Here is a 22,131-nt window from a genome sequence, read left to right on the forward strand (position 1 = left end):
GGCCCCGAAATCCTGTTTGCCTTGACGGCGTGCGGCTTAGCTGCCGTGCACCTGGGCAACGTCGATCTTCAGGCCGGGGCCCATCGACGAGGACAGGCCGACCTTGCGGACATACTTGCCCTTGGCGCCCGACGGCTTGGCCTTGACGATCGCATCGACGAAAGCGTCGAAGTTGGCGCGCAGCGCTTCGTTCGAGAACGAGAGCTTGCCGATGCCGCCATGGATGATCCCGGCCTTTTCGACGCGGAATTCGATCTGGCCGCTCTTGGCCGACTTCACGGCGTCAGCGACGTTCGGCGTCACGGTGCCCAGCTTCGGGTTCGGCATCAGGCCCTTGGGGCCCAGCACCTTGCCGAGGCGGCCAACCAGGCCCATCATGTCGGGCGTGGCGATCACGCGACCGTAGTCGAGGTTGCCGGCCTGCATGTCTTCCAGCAGGTCTTCGGCGCCCACGCGGTCAGCGCCGGCGGCCAGAGCCGCTTCGGCCTTGTCGCCACGGGCGAACACGGCAACCTTGACGTCCTTGCCGGTGCCCGAGGGCAGGCTGACCATGCCACGGACCATCTGGTCGGCGTGGCGCGGGTCGACGCCGAGGTTCAGCGACACTTCGAGCGATTCGTCGAACTTGGCGCTCTTCAGATCCTTGAGCAGCTGGATGGCTTCATCCACGCCGTAGATCTTCTGGTTGTCGCCGAGCTTTTCGACGAGGGCCTTCTGCTTCTTGGTCTGCTTTGCCATGGTATCAGCCCTCCACAACCTGCAGGCCCATCGAACGGGCCGAGCCCTCGATGATCTTGGCGGCCTGTTCGATGCTGTTCGCGTTCAGGTCCTTCATCTTGGCCTGGGCGATTTCTTCCAGCTGCGAGCGCTTGATGGTACCGGCCGAAGCCTTGCCCGGGGTCTTCGAACCCGACTTGATACCCACGGCCTGCTTGATGAAGAAGGTGGCGGGCGGAGTCTTGGTCACGAAGGTGAACGAGCGGTCCGCATAGACCGTGATCACGGTCGGCAGCGGCGTGCCCTTTTCCACTTCCTGGGTGGCGGCGTTGAATTCCTTGCAGAAACCCATGATGTTGACGCCGCGCTGACCCAGCGCGGGCCCGATCGGCGGCGAAGGCTTTGCTTCGCCGGCCTTGATCTGCAGCTTGATATAGCCTTCGATCTTCTTGGCCATGATGGCCTCCTTTCATCCTGTTGGGGCATGTGCCCCGCAGAGTAAGCGGTGATAACGAGCGGCCGAAACTGCTCTACCGCGCGGAATCGGGCGGGCACGAAACCCGCCGCGAAGTGGGCGCCCTTAGCAGGCAAGGCCGGAAACGCAACCAGAAACGGCCGCGTCCGGCAAAAGCTGGTGCTTACTTGACCAGTTCGACTTCGTCGAAGCCGAGTTCCACCGGGGTGGCGCGGCCGAAGATCGACACCGACACCTTGACGCGGTGCTTGTCGAAATCCAGCTCTTCCACCACGCCGTTGAACGTGGCGAAGGGACCGGCGTTGACCTTGACCGAATCGCCGATTTCGTAATCGACGGCAACCTGGCGGGCGGGCTGGGCAGCGGCCTGTTCGCGCGCGCCGAAATAGCGTGCGGCTTCCTTTTCGGAAATCGGCTGCGGCTTGCCATTGTGGCCGAGGAAACCGGTCACCTTGGGCGTGTTCTTGACCAGGTGATAGATGTCGTCGTTCATCGCCAGCTTGGCGAGAACGTAACCGGGCATGAACTTGCGCTCGACCGAGATCTTCTTGCCGCGCTTCACTTCGGTCACGGTTTCGGTGGGCACTTCCACCGCTTCGACCAGCTGCGACAGGCCGATGCGCTCGGCTTCGGAGATGATCGATTCGCGGACCTTGCTTTCAAAGCCGGAATAGGCGTGAATGATGTACCAGCGGGCCATAAGTGGGTCTCTTGTACGAAGGTTTGTGGATCAGGCCAGCTTGAGCAGCCACTGCACGATCATGCCGAACACGCTGTCGATGCCCAGGAAGAACACCGCCAGGATCAGCATCATGATGCCCACGAAAATCGCGGTGGTGGTGGTTTCCTGGCGCGTGGGCCACACCACCTTGCGCGCCTCTGCCTTCACCTGATTGAAGAATTCGCCGGGGCTGGTCTTGGCCATAGCCGTGCTGCCTTCGCTGCCTGAATGAATCTCGTCCCTTCCGCCTAGGGGCCATCGCCGCCCCGGACAGGTCCGGGAGGGGCAGGTCAGGGCTCCGATGTCGGAAAGTTCGCCGTATCTAGGGCCAAGCGCGCCGCTTGGCAAGGGTGCAGGCTGGCTAGGCGGCGTGGACCAATTCCACAACGCCACGGTTGCCCTATAAAAGGCCCTGGCGAGGCGTGAGGACGAAGCAAGAGTGGGCCTCTCGCAAGGCCGAGCAACGCTGCCAGGGCCTTTTATAGGGCAACCCCTTTGGGGCTGGACCAAAAACCGCCATTCCCGCGTCGGCTCGTCGCGCAATATTCCCGATATTCCGCCTCCTCGCCTCCTTGAACTGGCGGTTTTTGCCTCCAGCCGTGGCGCTGTGGAATTGGTCCACGCCGCCTAGCACCCAAGGCGCCTGCTGCGCGCCAGCGTAAAAGACTCGGATACGAGCGGGCATTGATCCGTTAAGGTGAGCAAACGCATCCTCAAGGAGTGCCCGACCATGCGCGCCATTGCCGCAACCGCTGCCCTGATCCTGGGCACCGCCATCAGCCTGCCAGCCATGGGCCAGCAGGCCACCACCGACACCACTTCGCGCACGCCGCTGCCGGGCACCCCGCCGGGGGTCAGCAGCCGGGCGACGATCGGCGCCGGCATCGGCCCGATGACCGGGGTGAGCCCCGCCATCGGCCCGGTGCGCTCTCCCGGCGGCGACGGTACGGGCCGCCCCCAGCCGGGCACGCCTGCCGATCCGGCAGCCACCAGCCTCAACAGCACGGGCATGGCCGGCGGCTTTGGCACCAGCCGCCGCACCACGATCGGCCAGGGCGGCGCAACCGGCACAGCGCAAAGCGCGCTGGGCAGCACGCTGCGCAGCCCGGTCGATCCGATGGGCCGGGCGATGACCGGCGCCACCGGGGGATCGACCCTGGGCGGCGGCGCGGCGGGTAGCACGGGAAGCCGGGCCGGCCACGCGGGCACCACCACGGGTGGTGCTGCCAGCGGCACCACGGGCGGGCTGTGAAACGACGGTGAACCAATGAAAAAGGCCGCATCCCAAACGGGTTGCGGCCTTTTTCAACACATGGCCATCACGCGGTGGTGATGGCAGGAGCGGGGGGACTCGAACCCACGGCCCTCGGTTTTGGAGACCGATGCTCTACCAACTGAGCTACGCTCCTGTGCTCGTGACGGCCCCTTAATGGGTTGACGCGGGCAGCGCAACCGGCGGATGAAGATTTTCAACGATCATGTTGCAACCTGTGAATTCCATCATTCCGCCCGATCTGCTGCTCAGGGCCTATCGCGCCGGGATATTTCCCATGGCCGATAGCCGCGACGATCCCGATGTCTATTGGGTGGAGCCGCGCCTGCGCGCGATCCTGCCGCTCGATGGCTTTCATTGCTCGCACTCGCTGGCACGCACGCTGCGCCGGGGGCGCTTTACAGTCACCTGCAACGCCGCGTTCGATGCCGTGATCGATTCGTGCGCGGCCCCGCGCGATGGCGCGCAGGACAGCTGGATTTCGCAGCGTATCCGCGAAAGCTATCGCACGCTCCACACCCTGGGCCATGCCCATTCGATCGAAACCTGGGCAACCGGGCCAGATGGCCGGCGCACTTTGGTGGGCGGGCTTTATGGCGTGGGCTTTGCCCGCGTATTCTGCGGCGAAAGCATGTTCAGCCGGCAAAGCGATGCGTCGAAAGTGGCGCTGGCCTGGCTGGTCGCGGCGCTGCGCCATGCCGGCGTGGTCTTGCTCGATTGCCAGTTTTCCACCCCGCACCTGGCCTCGCTGGGGGCGGTGGAAATCCCGCAGGCCGATTATCTTGCCCGGCTGGACGACGCGGGGCGTTACTGCGTGGGCGAATCGGCAGGCGTGCCGCCGTCTTCCATCACCGGGGCATCATCGGCCGGGGCGTTGTCATCGGGCTCTTCCGCAGGGGCGGCGGCGGGCTTGCCGGCAGGCTTTGCCGCGCTCTTGGCCGCAGCGGCCGAGGCTGGGCTGTCTTCCTCGCCGGGGAACTTCATCGCGCAGTTCTTGACCCAGACATCATAGACCGGATGCTCGACGACGTTGAGCGACGGCGAATTCTTGAACAGCCAGCCGGAAAAGACCTTGTGCCAGGTCAGCTTCTGTTCGGTGGTGGCGCGTTCTTCGACAAACAGCTGAACGAAAGCGCCGGTTTCGGCCGGGTCTTCCCACGGCGCGGTGCGCTCGCACGTGCCCAGGCGCACGATGGCATTGCCGATGCGCCGCGCCTCGCCCGAACGCAGCACGATGTCCTGCGTGATGTTGTTGCGCTTGTTGAGGAAGCCCAGCGTGGCGACGCGGTCCTTGACCGGGGTGCCGTAATCGCTTTCGGCCGCGCCGCTGGCCGCCGGCATCGGCGCGGCGGCTGTCGCCTCGCCCGGAGGGGCGGTTTCGGCCGGCTCGCGGTGGTTGCAGCCGGCCAGCAACAGCGTGCCGCCGGCCAGCAGGACCGCAACCGACAGCGCGCGGCGGGCAGGCATCAGCCTTCGGGCGACCAGGCTTCGTAATCGCCGGTGGCAGCGGCGCGATGGCCACCGCGTTCCAGCGCGCCCTGCGGGCGATAGGCCGCGGCAGTGCCCGTGGCGTTGGGGGTGAATTCCACTTCCCAGATGCGCGGCGGCGGCAGGTTGCTTTCCGGCACGCCATCGAGCGTGCCATGCAGCCAGCCATGCCATTCGGCCGGCACGCGGCTGGCGTCGTTGGCGCCGTTGTAGATCACCCAGCGACGCTCGCGGCCCTGGAACGGATGTCCCTTGGGATACGGCTTCTTGGCCCGGTAATACTTGTTGCCCTGGGCATCGTGGCCCACGAGTTCGCCATTGCGGGCGCTGTCGAGCAGGGTGCCGAAGGTGGCGCCGTCCCACCAGGTGAAGATCTTGCCGAGAATGCTCATGAAGCTCTTGTTCCAGTTGCCGCCCGCCGCAGCGGGTTTCCTTGCCCCTAGCCCCTGCAAGGGGGAGTCGGCAAGGGTGCTGTTGCACCTGCGTTGCCGACGATCCCTTCAGGCGTTTACCAGGCGATCTTGTCACCGGGCTTGAGCCCGATCTGCGCGGCGCGCCCGCCATTGAGTTCGAGCACGGCCGCCGCCGGCCCGGTGGAGGGCAGCGGGCTCAGGTCATAGGGCACGGCGTTGGCCGCCACGTTGAGCACGCGGTGGTTGGGGCCGATGAAGATGATGTCGAGCGGGATCACCGTGTTCTTCATCCAGAACGCGGCCATGCGCGGCGGGTCCATCGGAAAGATCATGCCTTCGTCCGCGCCCATCGCGGTGCGGAACATCAGGCCCTTTTCCTGCTCCTCGCCGGTCACGGCCACTTCCACGCGAAACTGGTGGGTGCCGCCCTTGGTGGCGATCGCCAGGGGAATGACCTTGAGGCCCGAGATCGGATGGACGCCGACCGCGCCGGTGGGCGCGGGCATGGCATCGGACTTGTGATGGCCGGCGTCGGCCGTGGCCGGGGAACAGGCCATGATGCCCAGTGCCAGGGCGAGTGCCGCGCCCATCATCCCGGTCTTAATCGTCTGCGTCATAAACCCAATCTTCCGCTTCGCGTTCGCCCGCTGCATTCACCAGCGCGCGCGCCATGGCAAGGGGGTGCCCTGCCCTGAGGAACACGGCCACCTGCTTTTCCCGCACGGCCGGGTCGATCCGCCCATCGTCATCGCGCGGGCCGAACGGGCCAAGCCGCCGCTTGCGCGCCAGGGCCAGCGCGGCGGCGCGGGCCTGCTGGGCCGAACCCATCGCCTCTTCGCGCAGATCCGGCGCGATGCCGGCCTGGCCCAGATCCTGGGCAATGCGCCGCGCCCCCAGCCCGCGCCGGCGCAAGCTGGCGCCGCGCATGCGCGCATAGCCTTCATCGCTGACATAGCCCGCGTCGGCCATGCGCGCGATGATCGCGGCCACATCGGGCGGGCTGGGCGCATCTTCATCCCAGCCGCGTTCGCGCAGCTTGCGGTTGAGATAGGCCGACAGCTTGCCGGTACTGGTGGCAAAGCGGGCGACGTAACCCAGTGCCAGTTCATCGAGCAGCGCCGCATCGAGCGGACGAGGAGGCCGCCGTGTGCGACGATCTGGTACATCAGGGCGGTTCACGCCATATTCGTGCCACACTCCGGACTAAATGAGAACCTCGGGTTACGGTTTCTTGACCATGGGGGCTTGCGCCAAGGCGCTGCCCACGCAAGGAGCCGCAGCCAGTCAGCCACCATTCACTGCCTTGGGCGGAAGTGGCGGCACAGACCGACTGTTTTAAGACCGATATCTTGTTCCATACCTGGGGTACCGCATGACCGTTACGGCCGCCGTCGCAGAGAAGATGGCTCTTGTTCCAACGCCAAACGACGATGCGCAGCCGCGCCGTTATGCGGATTTTGCCACGTTCTGTGATGCGCTGGACTATGCCGCCCAGGGCGAGCGCGGGTTCAACTTCCACGATCCGCGCGGCACGCTCACGCAGGTCTATCCGTTTTCCCAGCTGCGCAGCGATGCGCTGGTTGCGGCCCGTCGCCTGGTGGCGCGCGGGGTCAAGCCGGGTGACCGGCTGGCGCTGATCGCCGAAACCGGCCCGGAATTTGCCGCGCTGTTCTGCGGCGCGGTCTATGCCGGTGCCTGGCCGGTGCCGCTGCCGCTGCCGACCAGCTTTGGCGGCAAGGAAAACTATATCGACCAGCTCGCTGTGCAGTTGGCCAGCTCGGACCCGTGCCTGCTGGTCTATCCCGGCGAACTGGCAGAGATGTGCGGACAGGCCGCCGCGCGCCAGGGTTGCCCGGGGCTGAGCTGGGCTGCGTTCGACGAAGGCGCGCTGGCCGATGGCGAACTGCCCACGGCCGATCCCGACGCGATCTGCTATCTGCAATATTCCAGCGGCTCCACCCGCTTTCCCCATGGCGTGGCCGTTACGCACCGCGCGCTGCTCGCCAACCTGGCCGGCCATTCGCATGGCATGGACATTGGCGACGGCGATCGCTGCGTCAGCTGGCTGCCGTGGTATCACGACATGGGCCTGGTCGGCTGCTTCCTCTCGCCGATCGCCAACCAGGTTTCGGTCGATTATCTCAAGACCGAGGATTTCGCGCGCCGCCCGCTCGCCTGGCTCGACCTGATCAGCCGCAACCAGGGCACCACGCTGTCGTATTCGCCGACCTTTGGCTATGACATCTGCGCCCGCCGCATTTCCAGCCAGACCAGCGTGGCCGACCGGTTCGACCTGTCGCGCTGGCGCGTGGCCGGCAACGGCGCCGACATGATCCGCCCCGACGTGATGCAGGGCTTCGTCAATGCCTTTGCTGATGCCGGGTTCAAGGCCAGCGCCTTCCTGCCCAGCTATGGCCTGGCCGAAGCGACGCTCGCCGTCACGGTCATGCCGCCGGGCGAAGGCATCCGCGTGGAACTGGTGGAAGAAGAGCGCCTGTCGGGCAGCCCGCGCGATCTGTCGCGCCCGGCCCGCTATCGCGCCATCGTCAACTGCGGTGTGCCCGTGCTGGGCATGGAAGTGGCGATTCGCGGCGAGAATGGCGAAGAACTGGCCCACCACCACATCGGCAAGGTGTGGTGCCGCGGCTCCTCGGTCATGCACTCCTATTTCCGCGATCCCGAATCGACCGCGGCCTGCATGGTCGACGGCTGGCTCGACACCGGCGACATGGGTTACGTCAACGCGCAGGGCTACCTGTTCATCGTTGGCCGCGCCAAGGACATGATCATCATCAATGGCAAGAACCACTGGCCGCAGGATATCGAATGGGCAGTGGAACAGCTGCCCGGCTTCCACCAGGGTGACATTGCCGCGTTCTCGGTGGAAACCGAAAATGGCGAGGAAACCCCGGCCGTGCTGGTGCACTGCCGCGTCTCGGACCCGGAAGAACGGGTGAAGCTGCGCGACCAGATCCGCGACAAGGTACGCTCGATCACCGGCATGAACTGCGTGGTCGAACTCGTGCCGCCGCGCACCCTGCCGCGCACCAGTTCGGGCAAGCTGAGCCGCGCCAAAGCCAAGAAGCTGTACCTGTCGGGCGAGATCGAGCCCTATAGCCTGGCAGCCTGATCGTTTTTTTGGGGGGAACATGCCCTCCCCCAACCCCTCCCGCAAGCGGGAGGGGAGCTAGACCTTCTCCCCCTCCCGCTTGCGGGAGGGGGTCGGGGGGAGGGCTTGTAGCTCAGCTCAAAACGGAATTTCCGCCCCATCCCACGCCCACAGCTTGCCGCTGTCGGCCGGGCCGAGCCGCTCCAGCACATGCAGCAGGGCACCGGCCGAATAATCTGGGCTAAACAGCTTTTCAGGCTTTACCCCGCGCTGGAACGGGGCAGACAGCGCCGTGTCTACCGTGCCGGGATGAAGCGCGGCAGCCACGGCCTGCGGATGGCTGCGGGCCAGTTCGATCGCCAGCCCGCGCAGCAGCATGTTGAGCGCCGCCTTGGCCGCGCGATAGCCGTGCCAGCCGCCCAGGCGATTGTCGGAGATCGAGCCGACCCGCGCCGAAAGCACGCCAAACACGCCGCGCCGATCGCGGGGCAGCAGGGCCGGGACATGGGCCATGATCAGCGCCGGGCCGATGGCATTGACGGCAAACTGCTGGGCCAGCGCCGCCTGGCCCAGAGACCGCACGCTTTTCTCGGGCGGTGTGCCATCGGGCAGCGTCAATTGCCCGGTGGCGACCAGCACCATGTCGAGCGGGCCTTGCTGCGCCAGCGCGGTGCAAGCCTGCGCCACGCTGGCTTCATCATCATAGTCGAAGGTGAAGGGCCGCACCTTGGCAGTGGCGGCAACGGGGCGGCGGGCGCCGGCATGGACCACGGCCACATCGTCTTGCCCGGCCAGCGCCGCCACCAGCGCGGCGCCGATGCCACCCGATGCACCGAACACTGCCACATGGCGGCCCCGCGCTTGCTCATCGTGTACTGTCATGGGCAAAGCCTGCGCGCCCTGGCTCTGGCTGTCGAGCGGGCAGAAAGGGCACGCCTGCGCCGCCGGGCGAAACGCATGGGCCGTTCATCGGAATAGCGCCTTGCGCAGCGCGCGGGCCGGGGCCATCTTCCACGCGCGGAGGGCAAGCTCCCGATCCGCAGAGGAAAAGACAGGACCGCGTCATGGCATCGACCCCTTCGACCACCACCGCAGAGCAGGCGCCCGGTATTACGCTGACCCCGCCCGATCCCGTGCCGGTCGTGGCCCCGCAGCAGGCCGCCGGGCTGGTGCCCGTGGCCGAGGAAACGCGCGGCAAGCTGGAGGCCAAGGCCGACGCCTTTGTCACCGAACTGCTGGCCCAGGACGCGGCCAGCCCCGAATTCGGCAAGCGGGTGGACCAGTTGACGGCGATGGGCCGCAAGGAAATCGCCCAGGCGGCGGGCATGTCCAACCGCTTCCTCGATCGCCCGATCCGCGCGATGGACAAGGATTCGGGGGTCGGTGCCGACCTGGCGCAGCTGCGCCGAACGATCGAAGAGCTGGACCCGGCGCGCAAGGGCAACCTGTCTTCGGGGCGCAAGATCCTGGGCATCATCCCCTTTGGCAACAGCATGAAGAAGTATTTCGACGGCTATGTTTCCGCGCAAGGCCATATCAAGGCGATCCTGGAACGGCTGGCCGCCGGCAAGGACGAGCTGTTGATGGACAATGCCGCGATCGATGTGGAGCGGCAGAAGCTGTGGGAGGGGATGGGCCAGCTGGAGCAGATGATCACCATCGCCCGCCTGCTCGATACCAAGCTGGAAGATGCCGCCGCCGATCTCGATCATACCGACCCGGCCAAGGCCAAGGCGATCCGCGAAAGCGCGCTGTTCTATACCCGCCAGCGTCTGCAGGATCTGCTGACGCAGATGGCGGTGACCGTGCAGGGCTATCTGGCGCTGGACCTGGTCAAGAAGAACAATGTCGAACTGGTCAAGGGCGTGGACCGCGCCAGCACCACCACGGTGGCCGCGCTGCGCACCGCCGTGACCGTGGCGCAGGCGATGACCAATCAGCGCCTGGTGCTGGAGCAGATCACCGCGCTCAACACCACCACGGCCAATATCATCGATTCCACCGGCAAGCTGCTGCGCGAGCAGACCGGGCGTATCCACGAAATGGCGGCGTCCAGCACGATCCCCCTGGAAACCCTGCAGCGCGCGTTCCAGAACATCTATGACACGATGGACACGATCGACACCTTCAAGCTCAAGGCGCTCGACGCCATGAAGCAGACGGTGGACACACTTTCGGGCGAAGTGGAAAAGTCCAAGGGCTATATCGCGCGGGCCGAAGGCGCGGCCAAGAACACCCCCCAGGCCAGCGCACCCTCGCTGTTGAGCCTGGAGGGGTGATGGCAGCTTCAGGTTTCCACCACCCCCAACCCCCTCCTCTGAAGAGGAGGGGGCTTTTGCGTCCTTTCTCCCCGTCTTCGTCAGAGGAGGGGCTTTTACCACTCTTCTCCCCCTCCTCTTCAGAGGAGGGGGTCGGGGGGTGGTGGAAACCCAGAACCGACACTTCCTCAAGACAGGCCAAACCATGACTGCATCGCAATCCGACCAAATCCTGCGCGCCGCGCGCGCCAGCCTGGCGCATCAGCGCGCCGGCGGGCGGCGGCGGTCGATCGGCTTGCGCTCGGCCGAACTCAAGCGGCAGCATGTGGCCAAGAAGGCCGCGCGCATCGCGATGGCGGTGGGCGTGGTGCTGGTCGCGGCGATGGCGCTGGGCCTGGTGATCGACGGGATCGGCCTGGTAGGGCTGTTGCTGACGGTGCTGGCGGTGATCGGCGTGGTGGGTTTCTTTGCCACCTATCCCCGGCTCAAGGTGCCGGACCTTGCCACGATCAACCGCGGTGACGTGCGCACCATGGTGGGCCGCACGCAATTGTGGCTGGAAGCGCAGGCACCGGCCCTGCCCGCCCCGGCGGTGCGGCTGGTGGATCAGATCGGCGCACAGCTCGATGGGCTGGGCGCGCAGTTGGAAGGGATCGATGCCAGCCAGCCGGCCGTGGCCGAAGTGCGCAGCCTGGTGGGGGAGCATCTGCCCGGCATGGTCGAAAGCTGGCGGCGCATCCCGACCCATCTGCGCCAGGAAGAGCGCGGCGGCCGCAATGCTGATCAGCAATTGGCCGATGGCCTGGCCCGCATCAGTGGCGAGATCGACCAGATCACCCGCCAGCTTGCCGCCGGAGACATCGATGCCCTGGCCGTGCGCGGCCGCTATCTTGACTATCGCTATGGCGATGCGCTGGAAGGCGATGCTTTGGCCGACAACGGCGCGCTCCCCGTGCGCCTTGTTCCGCCAGTGGAGAAGACATGATGCAAATTGCCCTGCCCCATTCCCTTGGCAAGGACGAGGTCCGCGCGCGCATGCAGGCCCGCCTGGGCGATGCCTCGGGCAAGGCCAGCGAATTGATCGGCGGCATGGCCCAGGTCGAAACGCAGTGGAACGATGCCGATCACCTGACCATGACGGTATCGGCCATGGGCTTTACCATCCCCAGCCAGGTGACGCTGGAAGATACCCAGGTGCTGTTTGACGTGGACATTCCCGCCGGGCTTGGCTTTGCCCGTGGCATGATCGAGGGGATGATCCGCGAAAAGGGCGAAAAGCTGCTGGCCTGATACCGGGCCATATCGCTGCCGAACCTCGTGCGTTCGGCAGCGATTGTTCACAGGTCCTTGCGTTCCAGTTCGAGAAACTCGGGCGGCAGGCGCAGGGTGCTGGCGACCAGCCGCGTTTCCAGCAGCAGATAGATCAGCGCCACCATCAACAGCGCAATGGCGATGAAGAACGTGGTCGCCGTGACATCGCCCAGATGCGCGATGCCGGTGATCTGGTTGAAGAACAGCGAGCCCACCGTCACCCCGATGCCCAGGCCCGAGAGCACCAGCAGCAGGAGCGCGCGGCCGATCAGCTGGATGCGCCGATCGACATAGCGCATTTCCACCACCACGGCATCGTGCGCCACGCCGGTGGTTTCGGCATGCAGCTGCTGCAAGTGGCGTGACCGATCGACGATGCGTCCCAGCCGCGTGGTGAGGATGTTCATGATATTGCCGATCGCCACCAGCACGAAGACCGGGGCGAGCGACAGCTGGATGGTTTGCGCGATCATGCCGTCCCTCTTGCGGCCAAGAACGCGGCACTGGCAAGCACGGTCATTCCATCAGATCGAGGATATCATCCACGCCGATCGTGGCGAAACCCACCGCGCTATCGGAAATACCGTAGGGCACCAGCAGGTTATCCTCCACCATCAGCGCGCCGCAGGTATAGACCACGTTGGGCACGTAGCCATAGCGATCGGCATCAATGGCGGTGAGCAGCGGCACCTTGCTGCGCGCGATCACGCGCGAAGGGTCATCGCGATCGAGCAACGCGCAGCCCAGCGCATACTTGCGCATGGCGCCTACGCCATGGGTAAGCAGAAGCCAGCCCTGATCGGTGAGGATCGGGCTGCCGCAATTGCCGATCTGCACGAATTCCCACGGGAATTTCGGCTCCATCAGCAAGACGCCATCATCGTCCCAGCAATCCAGCCGGTCTGAGCGGAGCAGGAACAGGTTCTTGCCATCCTGGCGCCCGACCATGGCATAGCGCCCGTCGATCGCCTGGGGAAACAGCGCCATGCCCTTGTTGCGCCCGGCGCGGCCCTGGATCGGCTCAAGCCCGAAGCGGCGAAAATCGCGCGTGCGCAGCAGCTCCGAGCGGATCGAGCTGCCCGAATAGGCGGTATAGGTGCCGATCCATTCGTAATCGCCGCCGCCGTGATCGAACCGCACCAGCCGCAGGTCTTCCAGCCCGCCGCGCTGCTGCTCGGTCACGGGGAAGATCACGCTGTTCGACAGGGTGCTTTCGGCATGGCGATGCAAGGCCACGATCTGGTCACCGGCGGGCGGAGTGCTGGCGTCGGGCAGCATGGCCGTGGCAAACGCGCTTTGCGGCCACAGCTGGAACGTGCCGTCGGCATTGGCCACGCCCTCACGGAACACGATCGAGCTGATATGCCCTTCGCCCACCGCCCGCAGGCTCATGACAAAGCGCACCGCACCATCGAGCATGCCCGATTGATCGGGATGGGGCACGATCGACGGATTCATCAAGGCTGCCGCAGCATAAGTATATTCGTGGCAGAAATAGGCGCCGATCAGGCGCCGGCGTACGGGCGGAATGGCATCATCGTCAAGGTCGAGCGCCTGGCGCACTTCGGCATAGCGTTCCTCGAACAGCTGCTCCGTCTGCCAGTGGCGTTCCTCGAAATCGTGGAGGACGCGGGCATATTCCTCGGCCGCCTCGGCCTCGCCCAGCGAGAGGACATCCTCTACCAGGCGCGCCGCACGCGAGCCGCCGCCCGCGCCGCCCTGCCAGCCCAGATGAAAGGGCCGCAGCACGACGCGTGACGGATCGGCATGAAGCCGTTGCTCAAGAATGCGCAGGCCATTGCCCACCCCATCGGGGCGCGTTCCCACAGGGTTGGCCGCCACCGTGTCAGCTGGCGTGAGACTGGGATTTGTAGGCTCGGTCGCCAAGGACACTCCTTACCTTGCTGGATGGGCCAAACGATTGGCCAAGGGCTGCGGTTTCGCTGCCAACGCGCGGGCCGCTGGCCCGTTCCAACTCGGCAAGCGCATAATGTGCCAGCTGGAATGCCAGGATTGATTCGGCGCCGCAATTGGCATTGATGCCGCGCGGGGTAATGCCATCGCGACACCGCCCGCTAGCCAGATCGCCGAGCGGCTGGGCACGGTCGTTTGCGCCCAGGAACCAGCGATAGGCGGCCTGGGCATGGCTGCGCCACAGCGCTTGCGACGCGCCGCGGGCACCGTGCTCGTCCCGGCTGGCTTCGGCCTGCCAGGCTGCCGCGCATGCTTCCACCGCGGCCCAGGCTTCCAGCGGCTGCTGGTCGAATGGCTTGGCTTCATAAGATACGGCATGAGGCGGGGTGAAGGTTTCCGAACCAATCGCACGAAACTGACCTGTGGCAGTGGTCTGTTGCGCCACGATGAACCGCAAGGCTTCCAGCCCGCTTTCCAGCCAGTCTGCCCGGTTCATGAGATGGCCTGCACGAATCAGCGCTTCGGGCAGGCGCGGATTGTCATAGCCCAGCATGGCTTCGAACCACGCCCAATCGGGGCGCCGCCCTTCGGCCAGCAAGGCATGAAGCACCGCGCCGCCGCGTTCGACCAACTCCCGGCTGGGACGGTGATCGGGCTCCACCGCCAGAACCTGCGCCGCGCCGAGAACGGCAAAGGCAATACTGCGCGGGTATTCGACGCTGCCCAGCGGATCGAGCACGATGTCATACCACTGCCGCGCCCATGCGCGCAGGCCTGCGTCCGGCGCGTGGGCCACGGCATGGCCCAAGGCCCACAGCGCGCGGCCATTGCTGTCTTCCGAGCCGACGTCTTCGCACCAGGAACGGTCGAACGCCATGAAGTTGCGGAAGCGGCCTGCCTCGGGATTCCAGGCGTGCTGGACGAACGAGGCGAAGACCGTGGCCCAGCGCTGGCGCTCGGCCAGGGGAATGCTATCGGCCACACCCATCAGCATCAGCGCGCGGACATTGTCATCCAGGCAGTAGCCATGGCGGCGATCGGGCACCACGCCGATTGCATGCTGCAACATGCCGGTGCTGTCACACATCGCCCAGACCCCGCTGGTGCCCGGCGTGGCGGTCAACGGCGGCAGCTGCGGCGCGGTGGCGGCCACGGTGTTGACCAGCTGGGCGCAGCTTTCGGCAAAGCGCGGCCAGATCGTTTCGCGGCCACGCGCATAGGCGCGGCGCTGCATGGCATCGAGCGCCGCAGGATCACCCAGCAACGCGTTGACGGCATCCGCCAGCGCCTGCGCCGAGCGCGGCGGCACCAGCGCGCCTACGCCATCGGCGAGAAGTTCACGCGCGTGAAGATAAGGCGTGGAAACCACCGCCTTGCCCAGCGCCACGGCATAGCTCAGCGTGCCCGAGGTGGACTGCTGCAGGTTGGGATAAGGCGTGAGGTAGATGTCGCAGGCTTCAAGCTGGTCAAGCAGTTCGCCGGTTTCGAGGAAGCGATTTTCCCACAGCACGTGATCGGCCACGCCCAGCTGGCGCGCCAGGTCCATCAGGCTGTCGCGATAGGCTTCGCCTTCTGCGGCAACCAGGTTGGGATGCGTCGCGCCGACAATGCGATACACCGTGTTGGGGTGTGCCGCGACGATCGCCGGCAAGGCCTCGATCGCGGTTTCCAGGCCCTTGCCTTGGCCCAAAAGGCCAAAGGTCATGATCACGTTCTTACCTTCAAGGCCAGCGCGGGCCTTGAACTGGGCATGGCGCCCGAACGGGCGATCGGGTGCGCCGTGGGCAATCACGGTAACCCGCTTGGGATCGACGCCATAGACCGCGGCCAGAACATCGCGGCCATGTTCGCTCATGACCATGACGCCGCTGGCGCGATCGAGGATATGATCGAGCACCGCGCGCTGCTCGGCAGAAGGGCTGGCCAGCACGGTGTGCAGCGTCACGATCAGAGGCGCGGCCACGCGATCGAGCAGTTCGAGCACCATGGCGCCAGCTTCGCCGCCAAAGATGCCATATTCATGCTGAAGCCACACCGCATCGACGGCGTCCTCGTTGATGCGCCGCGCGGCAATGCGATAGTCTTCGGGCTGATCGGCCCGGATCACGCTGCGCGCATCGGGATAGGGCAGCGGCTCGGTCGGGCTGTCGATGACATGCAGGTCGACCGACAGCTCGGGGTGATGCAGCCCCAGCTGCTCGAACACGTCAGTGGTAAACGTGGCAATGCCGCACTTGCGCGGCGCGAAGCCCCCAATCAGCGCCACGCGGCGGGCGGGTGCACGGGAAGCTGCATCGGTACCGAAGAAATCAAGCACGGCCCCTGCAACAGGGGTGGCGCGCCGCAAGGAAGTGGAAAGGTCACGTGTCATCTGGCTGGCTCGCCCCGAATATGTCTGTTCGATGAACCAACGATGGAACCGGGATAAAGTTGCATTGCGCCGCAACGTCATCGTCACGTTACGTGCTGATTTTGTCGCTGAAAAAAGGCGACTCACAGGTGCGGCGCTGCAAAAACAACAAGGTTTCCGCGCCACGCTAACACATGTTAGGGCGCCCACCAGCGTTGGCGCCAGCCATATTCGGCTTCTATCGCCTGGCCTTGCGCATCGCGCGCCGGGCGGAAGCGGAAGCGCTGCATAGCCAGGCGGCAGGTGATGGCATCAGCTTCGTCGTTGCCGCTGGCCTGTTGCACGCGGCACCCCACCGGATTGCCCTGCGTATCCACCCGCAGCACGATCACCACCTGGCGGCCGGCACGATCGGCGCGGCCGGCGGCGGGATAATCGCGCGCGGCGGTGATGTCTCCGGCGATCTTGGCCACGCGCTGTGCCGCGCCACCGCCATCACCATTGCCGGCAGCGCCGCTACCCGTTCCCGAGCCCGCGACGGCGCCGCCGTTGCCCGTGCCAGTGGGGCCGGCGCCGGACCGTGCCGCGTCGCCAGTCCCCGCCACCGGGGCGGCCGGCAAGGCCGGGATAACGATGCGGGGCGGTGGGGCAATGATTTCTTTGGGCCGCGCCTTGCGCCCCATCGCCCCGGCAGCCCCCGAAGCGGCATGGCTTTGCCGCATGCTGCTGCTGGGCGGCGGGGTGGGCGTGGGTGTGGGTTCGGGCGGAGCGTAGAGCACGAATGCCGGATCGGGCAGGCGCAGCGCGCCAATGCCCCCAGCCAGGCCGTGCACCAGCGCCAGAATCAGGCCGACATGGAGCAGCGCAACCACGCCGCCGATCAACAGCTGGCGCTGCCAGCGGACATCCTGACCGAAGGTCTCGTAAGGAAAACGAATCGCGCGCGGGGCCATGGCCAAGCCATAATCCCTGGCGCATCGCGCTGGTTCCCAAGGGCATGATCCGGGCGAAAAACGGGCCAAAGCGTTGCAATCAGGGGATAGACCCCCTGGATGCAACGCTATTCGTATCATCGGCAGTTTCGCGTATGCCGCAGATGGGGTAGGGTTTTGTGGAATTGGCGTTGTGCCGCGCCTTCGCGCCCGGCACCAACAAACGCCACCAAGGATTGCAATGATGAGAATTCTGGTTGTCGAGGACGAGCCCCTGCTCGCAATGCTGCTGGAGGAAAACCTGGCAGACCTCGGCCATGACAAGGTAACGGCAGTGGCCACGGTGGACCAGGCGCTCTCCGCGCTGGACGAAGGCCCGGTCGATGCCGCCCTGCTCGATTTTTCACTGGGCAGCGACACCACCTCGGTGCCAGTAGCGCTGCGCCTGCGCGAGGAAGGCACGCCGTTCTTTTATCTGTCGGGGCATGCCTCGTTCGATCCCGATGCCGGCGCGCCCGAAGCGCCGATGCTGCCCAAGCCGGTCAGCCTCGAAGCGCTGCGCGAGGCGCTGTCCACGCTGGCTGACGCGCGCTGAGCCGCCCATTCCCGGCGGGCAGGCCAACTTTCCCGGGCCGGGTCGCTCAACTTTCCAGGAAACTGTCGTCCCGCGCCAGGCTGACCAGCCGCAGCCCGTGCGCCTGCGCGCGCTCTGCCGCCAAGGTCGAGGCTGCGGACACGGTGACGAGTAGCGGCACGCCGGCGATCACGGCCTTCTGCACCAGTTCATAGCTGCACCGCGCCGTCAGGACGACAAAGCCGCTGGCCGGGTCGATTCCCGTCCGCGCCAGGGCGCCGACCAGCTTGTCGAAGGCATTGTGGCGCCCCACGTCCTCGCGCAGCGCCTGGATCGTGCCATCGCCCGTGCAGAATGCGGCGGCATGGGCGGCGCGGGTGGCACGGCCCAGCGTCTGGTGATCGCCCATGGCTGCGGTGGCGCGAAAGATTGCCGCATCGCTGACGGTCAGTGCGGCGCCCACCTGCGGCAAGGGGCGCAAGACCTGCTCCAGGCTTTCGATCCCGCACAGGCCGCACGAACCTTCGGACAGGCGCAGCCGCGCCCGCTCCATCAAGGGGGCAGCATCGGCCATGGCCAGCGTGATCCGCAAGATCCAGCCCCGCCCCTCGATCTCGGCTGCTTGCGCCGCCACGAACCCGGAAGGATCGGCGATCAACTGTTCCGACAGGCAAAAGCCCAGCGCATAGTCTTCAAGATCGGTGGGCGTGGCCATCATCACGGCATAGCCCAGGCCATTGATCTCGATCGCCACGGGCGCTTCCTGCGCCAGCGCGCGGGCGCGCGGCACGGGCGGGCGGCCATCGGCGAAATGTTCGACAAAGGCGTGGTCGGCCGCGCCGGGCGGCAGGTCAGCCGGCATCGGCGCCATGGTGCGCGGGGTCGGTCGCCTTGGTTTGCGGTGGCGGGGCGTGGCCGGCGGCCAGTTCGGCCAGGGCCGTGCGCGCGATCGGATCGAGCCCGTCCTCGCCATGGGCGGCAAGGTGGGCAAAGATTTGGCGTAGCATCGCCGGCGTCCAGAACGCGTGCAGGTGATCGGCCAGAGCCGCCGCCGGGTGCGGCTCGTGCACCAGGTTGCGGGCGATCTGGTTGGCCATATAGACCAGCTTGGCTTCGGTCTGCCCGCTCATTCGGCCGGCTCCATCGCGCTGCCGGCGATGCGCCGCGCCTGCCGGGTCTGCGCGGCATAGTCTTCCTGCCATTCGCTCGGCCCGTTGGACGGGGTGATCTGCACTGCGGTCACCTTGTATTCCGGGCAATTAGTGGCCCAGTCGGAATAGTCGGTGGTCACCACGTTGGCCTGCGTGGCGGGATGGTGGAACGTGGTATAGACCACGCCGGGCGCCACCCGATCGGTCACCGTGGCGCGCAGCGTGGTTTCGCCCGACCGGCTGGCCAGGCGCACCCAGTCGCCGCTGTTGATGCCGCGGTTTTCCGCGTCGGTCGGGTGAATTTCCAGCACGTCTTCGGCGTGCCACACGCTGTTTTCGGTGCGCCGGGTCTGCGCGCCGACATTGTATTGCGAGAGGATGCGCCCCGTCGTCAGCAGCAGCGGGAAACGCGGCCCGGTGCGCTCGTCAGTGGGCACATAGTCGGTCACCACGAACTTGCCCTTGCCGCGCACGAAGCCATCGACGTGCATGATCGGCGAACCATCGGGCGCGGTATCGTTGACCGGCCACTGCAACGAGCCTTCGGCATCGAGGCGGGCATAGTTTACCCCGGCAAAGCTGGGGGTGAGCCGCGCGATCTCGTCCATGATCTCGCTGGGATGGGTGTAGTTCCAATCGAGGCCCATGGCGCGCGCCAGTTCCTGCGTCACTTCCCAGTCCTGATAACCGTTGAGCGGCTCCATCACCTTGCGCACCGGCTGGATGCGGCGTTCGGCATTGGTGAACGTGCCATCCTTTTCCAGAAACGAGGAGCCCGGCAGGAAGACGTGGGCATAGTTGGCGGTTTCGTTGAGGAACAGGTCATGCACGATGACGCAGTCCATCGCCGCCAGGCCCGCCGCAACGTGCTTGGTATCCGGGTCTGACTGAAGAATGTCTTCGCCCTGGATATAGAGGCCCTTGAACAGGCCGTCGGTCGCCGCATCGAGCATGTTGGGAATGCGCAGGCCCGGTTCGGGATCGATCCTGACACCCCATTCCGCCTCGAACAGCGCGCGCGTGGCGGCATCAGACACATGGCGATAGCCCGAAAGCTCATGCGGGAAGCTGCCCATGTCGCAGGCGCCCTGCACGTTGTTCTGCCCGCGCAAGGGGTTAACCCCCACGCCGCGCCGGCCGATGTTGCCGGTCGCCATGGCGAGGTTGGCAATCGCCATCACGGTGGAGGAACCCTGGCTGTGTTCGGTCACGCCCAGGCCATAATAGATCGCACCGTTGCCGCCCGTGGCATAGAGCCGCGCCGCCCCGCGCACGAGATCGGCGGGAACGCCGGTGACGGGTTCGAGGAATTCGGGGCTGTTGCGCTCTTGCGCCACGAATTCGGCCCAGTGCTGGAACTCGTCCCAATCGCAGCGTTCGCGCACGAACGCCTCATTGACTAGGCCTTCGGTCACGATCACGTGCGCCAGCGCGGAGAGCACCGCGACATTGGTGCCGGGGCGCAGCGGCAGGTGATAGTCTGCCTCCACATGCGGGCTGCGCACCAGATCGGTGCGGCGCGGATCGATCACGATCAGCCTGGCGCCCTGGCGCAGGCGGCGCTTCATCCGGCTGCCAAACACCGGATGGCCATCGGTGGGATTGGCGCCGATCACCAGGATCACGTCGCTGTCTTCGACCGAATCAAAATCCTGCGTGCCGGCAGACGTGCCGAACGTGGTCTTGAGGCCATAGCCGGTGGGCGAATGGCAGACGCGGGCGCAGGTATCGACGTTGTTGGTGCCAAAGCCGGCGCGCACCAGCTTCTGCACCAGGAAGCCTTCCTCGTTGGTGCAGCGGCTCGATACGATGCCGCCCAGCGCATTGTTGCCATGGCTGGCGGCGATCGCCTTGAAGCGGCTGGCGGCAAAGCCCAGCGCCTCGTCCCAGCTCACCTCGCGCCACGGCTGATCGATGCTGTCACGCACCATGGGTTTCAGGATGCGGTCCTGGTGCTGGGCATAACCCCAGGCAAAGCGGCCCTTGACGCAGGAATGGCCACGGTTGGCCTTGCCGTCTTTCCACGGCACCATGCGCACCAGCTGTTCGCCGCGCATTTCGGCGCGGAACGTGCAGCCCACGCCGCAATAGGCGCAGGTAGTGACGACGGCACGCTCGGGCTTGCCGATTTCGGTCACGGCCTTTTCCATCAGCGCCGACGTCGGGCAGGCCTGCACGCAGGCGCCGCACGATACGCATTCCGACGAGAGGAAATCGTCAGACTTCACGCCCGCCGAAATCTGCGAGTCGAAGCCACGGCTTTCCACCGTCAGCGCCAGGGTGCCCTGCACTTCATCGCAGGCGCGCACGCAGCGCGAGCAGACAATGCACTTGGTCGCGTCAAAATCGAAATAGGGATTGCTGGCGTCGGTCTGCGCCTCCAGGTGATTGGCCCCTTCGTAGCCATAGCGCACATCGCGCAGGCCCACGGCAGCGGCCTGGTCCTGCAACTCGCAATCGTTGTTGGCGCTGCAGGTCAGGCAATCGAGCGGGTGGTCGGAGATATAAAGCTCCATCACCCCGCGCCGCAGCCTGGCCAGCTTTTCGCTTTGGGTGTGGACCTTCATGCCATCGGCCACCGGCGTGGTGCACGACGCCGGCGTGCCGCGCATGCCGTCGATTTCAACCAGGCACAGGCGGCACGAGCCGAATTGCTTGAGGTTGTCGGTGGCGCACAGCTTGGGGATCGACCCACCCGATACGGCCGCCGCGCGCATGACGGTGGTGCCGGCCGGCACGGTTACGGCGCGACCATCGATTTCCAGCGTCACCTGGCTGTCGGAACGAACCTCGGGGGTGCCGAAATCGGCCTGGCGTTCATAGCCCATGGGGAAGCTCCTGCACGGCGGCGAGATCCGCCGGGGTGTTGATATTGTGGGGAATAGTGGTGAGCGCAACCGGGCGCGCGCCTATCGCTTGGGCAAAGGCGCGCAAGCTGTGCTTGGCCGGGCTGGCCAGCAAGGCATCGAGCGCGGGCGCGGCGGTGGCCGGCCACAGCCCGACCACTGGCTGGCTTTCGCAATAAGCCGGCGCGGGGGAAAGCTGGGCGGCCGTATCGGCGGCAAGGCCAAAACTGTCGACCGGGACCGTGAGCACCGTATCAAACCCGTGGCCAGCGGCATGGTGGAGCGCGGCGGCGATGCCACCCAGCGGCCCCATGCCGGCACGCGGGCGATCGGGCAGACAGGGCGCCGGCGCATCGTCCCGCCCCACAACCACGACCGTGTCGCACTGCTGCTGCAGGGTATTCACGGCATGAGCGAGGAGGCTTTGCCCTGCCAGTTCGGCCACAGCCTTGTCACTGCCAAAGCGGGTGGATTGGCCCCCGGCAAGGACGGCGCCCAGGATCATGGGCGCACCCCTGCGCTGTCGTCAGCGCCCTTCGACAGGCTCAGGGCGAACGGGATTTGGGCTTTCACACCCTTGAAACCCGTTCGGGCTGAGC

23 protein-coding genes, 1 tRNA gene and 1 pseudogene are annotated in these 22,131 nt (G+C 66.1%); 7 read left to right on the plus strand and 18 right to left on the minus strand.

Translation table 11 applies throughout. The features are described from left to right. Positions 1-36: 36 nt before the first annotated feature. The 4 genes from rplA to secE all read right to left on the minus strand — a co-directional run bounded on the left by rplA (position 37) and on the right by secE (position 2,117). The gene (gene rplA, locus SCA01S_RS17110; protein WP_022675307.1) at positions 37-738 is read right to left on the minus strand and encodes a 50S ribosomal protein L1; all 702 of its coding nucleotides are present in this window, start codon (positions 736-738) and stop codon (positions 37-39) included. 4 nt (positions 739-742) lie between these two features. After that, entirely contained in the window at positions 743-1,174 is a 432-nt protein-coding gene (rplK, locus tag SCA01S_RS17115; RefSeq protein ID WP_022675306.1) for a 50S ribosomal protein L11, read from the minus strand. Positions 1,175-1,355: 181 nt separating this feature from the next. Beyond that, positions 1,356-1,892: a transcription termination/antitermination protein NusG gene (nusG, locus tag SCA01S_RS17120; RefSeq protein WP_022675305.1), complete on the minus strand. Its 537-nt coding sequence runs from the start codon at positions 1,890-1,892 to the stop codon at positions 1,356-1,358. 30 nt (positions 1,893-1,922) lie between these two features. After that, positions 1,923-2,117: a preprotein translocase subunit SecE gene (gene secE, locus SCA01S_RS17125; RefSeq protein ID WP_022675304.1), complete on the minus strand. Its 195-nt coding sequence runs from the start codon at positions 2,115-2,117 to the stop codon at positions 1,923-1,925. A 493-nt stretch (positions 2,118-2,610) separates the two neighbouring features. Here secE and SCA01S_RS17130 point away from each other — a divergent pair, with 493 nt between their 5' ends. Further along, the gene (locus SCA01S_RS17130; RefSeq protein ID WP_062787784.1) at positions 2,611-3,165 is read left to right on the plus strand and encodes a hypothetical protein; all 555 of its coding nucleotides are present in this window, start codon (positions 2,611-2,613) and stop codon (positions 3,163-3,165) included. Positions 3,166-3,246: 81 nt separating this feature from the next. Here the strand turns inward: SCA01S_RS17130 and SCA01S_RS17135 are convergent. Next, a tRNA-Trp gene (locus SCA01S_RS17135) sits at positions 3,247-3,322 on the minus strand. Between the two features lie 69 nt (positions 3,323-3,391). Between SCA01S_RS17135 and aat the strand changes: the two genes are divergently transcribed. Continuing rightward, positions 3,392-4,198 (plus strand): leucyl/phenylalanyl-tRNA--protein transferase, encoded by an 807-nt coding sequence (gene aat, locus SCA01S_RS21900; RefSeq protein WP_171794976.1) that lies wholly within the window; start codon positions 3,392-3,394, stop codon positions 4,196-4,198. Between the two features lie 35 nt (positions 4,199-4,233). Here the strand turns inward: aat and SCA01S_RS22860 are convergent. The 4 genes and pseudogenes from SCA01S_RS22860 to SCA01S_RS17155 all read right to left on the minus strand — a co-directional run. After that, positions 4,234-4,653: pseudogene (locus SCA01S_RS22860) on the minus strand (DUF2155 domain-containing protein); the annotation flags it as partial. Continuing rightward, the gene (locus tag SCA01S_RS17145; RefSeq protein ID WP_022675162.1) at positions 4,653-5,066 is read right to left on the minus strand and encodes an NADH:ubiquinone oxidoreductase subunit NDUFA12; all 414 of its coding nucleotides are present in this window, start codon (positions 5,064-5,066) and stop codon (positions 4,653-4,655) included. The pseudogene SCA01S_RS22860 and the gene SCA01S_RS17145, both read right to left, overlap by 1 nt. Before the next feature lie 116 nt (positions 5,067-5,182). Then, a complete protein-coding gene (locus tag SCA01S_RS17150; RefSeq protein WP_028657556.1) occupies positions 5,183-5,704 on the minus strand; it encodes a DUF192 domain-containing protein in 522 nt (173 codons plus the stop codon). Continuing rightward, a complete protein-coding gene (locus SCA01S_RS17155) occupies positions 5,688-6,266 on the minus strand; it encodes a RecX family transcriptional regulator (RefSeq protein ID WP_054132131.1) in 579 nt (192 codons plus the stop codon). The genes SCA01S_RS17150 and SCA01S_RS17155 overlap by 17 nt, the downstream gene beginning before the upstream one ends. 193 nt (positions 6,267-6,459) lie before the next feature. Between SCA01S_RS17155 and SCA01S_RS17160 the strand changes: the two genes are divergently transcribed. Continuing rightward, positions 6,460-8,217 (plus strand): fatty acyl-AMP ligase, encoded by a 1,758-nt coding sequence (locus tag SCA01S_RS17160; protein WP_054132069.1) that lies wholly within the window; start codon positions 6,460-6,462, stop codon positions 8,215-8,217. A 117-nt stretch (positions 8,218-8,334) separates the two neighbouring features. On the opposite strand, the gene SCA01S_RS17165 is transcribed toward SCA01S_RS17160, so the two are convergent. Then, positions 8,335-9,078: an SDR family NAD(P)-dependent oxidoreductase gene (locus SCA01S_RS17165; RefSeq protein WP_062787786.1), complete on the minus strand. Its 744-nt coding sequence runs from the start codon at positions 9,076-9,078 to the stop codon at positions 8,335-8,337. A gap of 182 nt (positions 9,079-9,260) precedes the next feature. Between SCA01S_RS17165 and SCA01S_RS17170 the strand changes: the two genes are divergently transcribed. From SCA01S_RS17170 to SCA01S_RS17180, 3 genes are all read left to right on the plus strand, one after another. Continuing rightward, positions 9,261-10,475, plus strand: coding sequence for a toxic anion resistance protein (locus tag SCA01S_RS17170; RefSeq protein WP_062787788.1), 1,215 nt, complete (start codon positions 9,261-9,263; stop codon positions 10,473-10,475). Positions 10,476-10,659: 184 nt separating this feature from the next. After that, a complete protein-coding gene (locus tag SCA01S_RS17175) occupies positions 10,660-11,439 on the plus strand; it encodes a hypothetical protein (protein ID WP_245652735.1) in 780 nt (259 codons plus the stop codon). Then, the gene (locus tag SCA01S_RS17180; protein ID WP_022677478.1) at positions 11,436-11,744 is read left to right on the plus strand and encodes a polyhydroxyalkanoic acid system family protein; all 309 of its coding nucleotides are present in this window, start codon (positions 11,436-11,438) and stop codon (positions 11,742-11,744) included. The genes SCA01S_RS17175 and SCA01S_RS17180 overlap by 4 nt, the downstream gene beginning before the upstream one ends. 47 nt (positions 11,745-11,791) lie before the next feature. Here the strand turns inward: SCA01S_RS17180 and SCA01S_RS17185 are convergent, their stop codons facing one another. From SCA01S_RS17185 to SCA01S_RS17200, 4 genes are all read right to left on the minus strand, one after another. Continuing rightward, a complete protein-coding gene (locus SCA01S_RS17185; RefSeq protein ID WP_022677479.1) occupies positions 11,792-12,238 on the minus strand; it encodes a DUF2721 domain-containing protein in 447 nt (148 codons plus the stop codon). A 43-nt stretch (positions 12,239-12,281) separates the two neighbouring features. Further along, on the minus strand, positions 12,282-13,559 hold the full coding sequence (locus SCA01S_RS17190; protein ID WP_062787825.1) for a glycoside hydrolase family 130 protein: 1,278 nt from the start codon (positions 13,557-13,559) through the stop codon (positions 12,282-12,284). 52 nt (positions 13,560-13,611) lie between these two features. Next, a complete protein-coding gene (locus SCA01S_RS17195) occupies positions 13,612-15,945 on the minus strand; it encodes a glycosyltransferase family 4 protein (protein WP_369405415.1) in 2,334 nt (777 codons plus the stop codon). A gap of 281 nt (positions 15,946-16,226) precedes the next feature. Then, positions 16,227-16,982 (minus strand): TonB family protein, encoded by a 756-nt coding sequence (locus tag SCA01S_RS17200; RefSeq protein WP_245652739.1) that lies wholly within the window; start codon positions 16,980-16,982, stop codon positions 16,227-16,229. 223 nt (positions 16,983-17,205) lie between these two features. Here SCA01S_RS17200 and SCA01S_RS17205 point away from each other — a divergent pair, with 223 nt between their 5' ends. After that, positions 17,206-17,556, plus strand: coding sequence for a response regulator (locus SCA01S_RS17205; protein WP_158271983.1), 351 nt, complete (start codon positions 17,206-17,208; stop codon positions 17,554-17,556). 46 nt (positions 17,557-17,602) lie between these two features. On the opposite strand, the gene fdhD is transcribed toward SCA01S_RS17205, so the two are convergent. From fdhD to mobA, 4 genes are read right to left on the minus strand one after another with little or no spacing between them, the layout of a single operon-like run. Continuing rightward, positions 17,603-18,406: a formate dehydrogenase accessory sulfurtransferase FdhD gene (gene fdhD / locus SCA01S_RS17210; protein ID WP_062787790.1), complete on the minus strand. Its 804-nt coding sequence runs from the start codon at positions 18,404-18,406 to the stop codon at positions 17,603-17,605. Further along, positions 18,387-18,665, minus strand: a complete 279-nt coding sequence (locus SCA01S_RS17215) for a formate dehydrogenase subunit delta (protein WP_084391101.1) — start codon at positions 18,663-18,665, stop codon at positions 18,387-18,389. The genes fdhD and SCA01S_RS17215 overlap by 20 nt, the downstream gene beginning before the upstream one ends. After that, positions 18,662-21,514: a formate dehydrogenase subunit alpha gene (gene fdhF, locus SCA01S_RS17220; protein ID WP_062787792.1), complete on the minus strand. Its 2,853-nt coding sequence runs from the start codon at positions 21,512-21,514 to the stop codon at positions 18,662-18,664. The genes SCA01S_RS17215 and fdhF overlap by 4 nt, the downstream gene beginning before the upstream one ends. After that, entirely contained in the window at positions 21,504-22,037 is a 534-nt protein-coding gene (gene mobA, locus SCA01S_RS17225) for a molybdenum cofactor guanylyltransferase (RefSeq protein ID WP_062787794.1), read from the minus strand. Before mobA ends, fdhF begins: the two co-directional genes overlap by 11 nt. Positions 22,038-22,131 lie beyond the last annotated feature (94 nt).

The organism is Novosphingobium capsulatum NBRC 12533 (genome assembly GCF_001598375.1).
GTDB lineage: Bacteria > Pseudomonadota > Alphaproteobacteria > Sphingomonadales > Sphingomonadaceae > Novosphingobium > Novosphingobium capsulatum.

Excerpts from the sequence above, each read along its gene's own strand:
- fdhF (WP_062787792.1), bottom strand. The coding sequence starts at position 21,514 with ATGGGCTATGAACGCCAGGCCGATTTCGGCACCCCCGAGGTTCGTTCC.
- SCA01S_RS17205 (WP_158271983.1), top strand. The coding sequence starts at position 17,206 with ATGAGAATTCTGGTTGTCGAGGACGAGCCCCTGCTCGCAATGCTGCTG.
- SCA01S_RS17165 (WP_062787786.1), bottom strand. The coding sequence starts at position 9,078 with ATGACAGTACACGATGAGCAAGCGCGGGGCCGCCATGTGGCAGTGTTC.
- SCA01S_RS17170 (WP_062787788.1), top strand. The coding sequence starts at position 9,261 with ATGGCATCGACCCCTTCGACCACCACCGCAGAGCAGGCGCCCGGTATT.
- SCA01S_RS17180 (WP_022677478.1), top strand. The coding sequence starts at position 11,436 with ATGATGCAAATTGCCCTGCCCCATTCCCTTGGCAAGGACGAGGTCCGC.
- aat (WP_171794976.1), top strand. The coding sequence starts at position 3,392 with ATGTTGCAACCTGTGAATTCCATCATTCCGCCCGATCTGCTGCTCAGG.
- SCA01S_RS17175 (WP_245652735.1), top strand. The coding sequence starts at position 10,660 with ATGACTGCATCGCAATCCGACCAAATCCTGCGCGCCGCGCGCGCCAGC.
- rplA (WP_022675307.1), bottom strand. The coding sequence starts at position 738 with ATGGCAAAGCAGACCAAGAAGCAGAAGGCCCTCGTCGAAAAGCTCGGC.
- nusG (WP_022675305.1), bottom strand. The coding sequence starts at position 1,892 with ATGGCCCGCTGGTACATCATTCACGCCTATTCCGGCTTTGAAAGCAAG.
- SCA01S_RS17150 (WP_028657556.1), bottom strand. The coding sequence starts at position 5,704 with ATGACGCAGACGATTAAGACCGGGATGATGGGCGCGGCACTCGCCCTG.
- fdhD (WP_062787790.1), bottom strand. The coding sequence starts at position 18,406 with ATGGCGCCGATGCCGGCTGACCTGCCGCCCGGCGCGGCCGACCACGCC.
- rplK (WP_022675306.1), bottom strand. The coding sequence starts at position 1,174 with ATGGCCAAGAAGATCGAAGGCTATATCAAGCTGCAGATCAAGGCCGGC.
- mobA (WP_062787794.1), bottom strand. The coding sequence starts at position 22,037 with ATGATCCTGGGCGCCGTCCTTGCCGGGGGCCAATCCACCCGCTTTGGC.
- SCA01S_RS17215 (WP_084391101.1), bottom strand. The coding sequence starts at position 18,665 with ATGAGCGGGCAGACCGAAGCCAAGCTGGTCTATATGGCCAACCAGATC.
- SCA01S_RS17145 (WP_022675162.1), bottom strand. The coding sequence starts at position 5,066 with ATGAGCATTCTCGGCAAGATCTTCACCTGGTGGGACGGCGCCACCTTC.
- secE (WP_022675304.1), bottom strand. The coding sequence starts at position 2,117 with ATGGCCAAGACCAGCCCCGGCGAATTCTTCAATCAGGTGAAGGCAGAG.
- SCA01S_RS17200 (WP_245652739.1), bottom strand. The coding sequence starts at position 16,982 with ATGGCCCCGCGCGCGATTCGTTTTCCTTACGAGACCTTCGGTCAGGAT.
- SCA01S_RS17185 (WP_022677479.1), bottom strand. The coding sequence starts at position 12,238 with ATGATCGCGCAAACCATCCAGCTGTCGCTCGCCCCGGTCTTCGTGCTG.
- SCA01S_RS17160 (WP_054132069.1), top strand. The coding sequence starts at position 6,460 with ATGACCGTTACGGCCGCCGTCGCAGAGAAGATGGCTCTTGTTCCAACG.